This window comes from Radiobacillus sp. PE A8.2, from assembly GCF_045635475.1.
Taxonomy (GTDB): Bacteria; Bacillota; Bacilli; order Bacillales; family Amphibacillaceae; genus JBJGXI01.
This window is the reverse complement of sequence record NZ_JBJGXI010000098.1, coordinates 1-2,223: the sequence shown is the minus strand read 5'-3', so window position 1 is coordinate 2,223 and position 2,223 is coordinate 1. Positions and strand designations below refer to the sequence as shown.

The window sequence follows — 2,223 nt, the reverse complement described above, 5'->3', positions numbered from 1 at the left end:
GGAAACTCTTCCTAATGGGGACTCAGTTTTACTCTTTTATCCAAACAAAAAGCACCGCAAAATGCGATGCTTTTGTATTGAGGAGAAATTGCTAGCGTCTATTCTTCACTAACCGAACTCGTCACCGACGCATCCATCTTCACTTGATACAACAGATTATTTATAGTTATATCGACTGAATTAGAAATTTCTACAAATTCTTTCTCTAAGAAAATTCCGAAGCGATGCCCTGGTCCGCTTCCTCGTTGCCCGTATGATGCAGACTTCCCTTGTTCGTTGTAGGCTGACATCAAGAGTGGCTGATCAGCAATGATAGGTTCCTCGGTTGTTGCTGGCGTATCCTCTAACAATTTCTTCGTCTGATTCGGCACCTCTGGTTCATACAAAATGTCAAAATTAATACCGCGTTCATCGTAAAGTAACCGATCCAAATAAATTTTTGTATCCATAATCTCTCCGATGGGCTCGTGTGGACTTACTTCATAAGAGTTATTAAACTGCTTCATTTTTTCCTCATAATCGGAAATATCTATTGAAAAATCGAATGATTCATCACTAATCATCTCTACGGAGTTTACTGTAATCGTTACATTCTCAGGCTCATAATTAAAGGGCGGAATCTCAAAACTAAATTGTTCTGGTTGATCCCAATCGGTAACATAACCACGGATTCTATGGCTCTCTCCTCGATCTGTTGTTATCGTTGCATCGATACTTCGTAAACGGTCACCATTTGCGATAATCACACGACCGAATAATTGGTTTTCTGTAACACCAATATCAATCGTATAAAATACGAGCTCGATACCTTCCTTCTCAACTTTTTGATTGATCGGGCTTGTATACACGTATTCTTTATTTTTATCGTACTCAACTGGTATAGCAACTTGATTTGCCGTAACTTCTTCCCCAAACAGATCAGCTGTAATATCGACATCTAAAATATCGTTTAATTCTGTTAATGCTTCATTATCCTCTCCATGAATTGGTGAAAACGATATACGATGGTAAAAGCGATCTTTATAAATAATACCATCGTTCATAGCCATGTTCATTGTATAAAGCGGTAGATTCTGATATGGGTATTTGCCTTCGTCATCTTGAGATACCGACATCCTCGTTATCCTCGGTCCACGATCCGCACCTTCCATCAGCACTCCCAAATCGTCCATCGAAATATAATAAAATAAATACACATCTTTGGAATTGTACCAAATTTTATCGATATGAAGCTTGACACCATTATCTAAATAACTAGTAAAATTCACTTCCATAACTAAGCCGAGTTCTTCTGCACGGGCTAACCCTGGTGTTTTCTCTATATAATAACTTTCAACGTCATTTAGTAATTCCGCTGTTTCCCACTTATGTTCCGCTTGATCTGCTCCAAAATAAAAGCCCAAATATTCCTTACTAAATTGAAAACCCACAAATAAAATAACGCATGCCATAACCGCTGTCGCTACTTTCGGCATCCAGCTCTTTTTCCTTTGTTGCCTATGAAGTTTATTAAAAAAACGTTGTTTATCTTGATCGGAGTAAAATGAGTCATTGCCAAGAAATTCGTCGATATCATCTTTGGATAATTTACTCATACAAAAAATCCTCCTTTAACTCATCCTTCAGCTTTTCCTTGGCACGCATGATGCGTGTTTTTACCGTTGAAGGATTTATGCCTAACAGTTCGCTGATCTCATTAATAGAAAATTCTTGATAATATTGCAAAATCAACACCTCGCGATACTTGATTGGCAACTGCAACATCTTCGTCAACAATGCCTGTTTTTGCTCATCTAACATCAACGATTGCTCTGGTGTTCTATCGTCTGCTCTTTCTATCACCTGGGCTTTCCAAATGATTAGCCGGTGGATTGGTGATCGCAAATAGTCCTTGCATTTGTTCGCCGCAATCCGATACAACCATGTTTTGAATGATGACTGCTGTTTGAACGTATGCAGCTGTCGGTATACAGCAAACAATACGTCTTGAAACAGGTCATCGGTTTGACTGCGATTTTTCACATACGTGTAAATGAATCGTTTGATTTTCTCACCATGTGTATCCATAATCCATTCGATTGCTTCATCCTTACTCATTTTATCGATAGATTCAGCGGGATCGAAATAATTGTCCATCATGCCACCTCACTCCGTCTGCAACTGCTCTTCATTAGCAAAGACGATCTAGAACAAAAAAAGTCCCATATTTTATGTATTTTTTTT

The 2,223-nt window shown here is 38.4% G+C and carries 2 protein-coding genes; both read right to left on the bottom strand.

Translation table 11 applies throughout. The features are described 5' to 3' along the window. Positions 1–98: 98 nt before the first annotated feature. Entirely contained in the window at positions 99–1,595 is a 1,497-nt protein-coding gene (locus ACI6MV_RS24810) for a DUF4179 domain-containing protein (protein ID WP_407272987.1), read from the bottom strand. Continuing rightward, a complete protein-coding gene (locus ACI6MV_RS24805; RefSeq protein WP_407272986.1) occupies positions 1,588–2,136 on the bottom strand; it encodes a sigma-70 family RNA polymerase sigma factor in 549 nt (182 codons plus the stop codon). The genes ACI6MV_RS24810 and ACI6MV_RS24805 overlap by 8 nt, the downstream gene beginning before the upstream one ends. Positions 2,137–2,223: the final 87 nt, after the last annotated feature.

Excerpts from the sequence above, each read along its gene's own strand:
- ACI6MV_RS24810 (WP_407272987.1), bottom strand. The coding sequence starts at position 1,595 with ATGAGTAAATTATCCAAAGATGATATCGACGAATTTCTTGGCAATGAC.
- ACI6MV_RS24805 (WP_407272986.1), bottom strand. The coding sequence starts at position 2,136 with ATGGACAATTATTTCGATCCCGCTGAATCTATCGATAAAATGAGTAAG.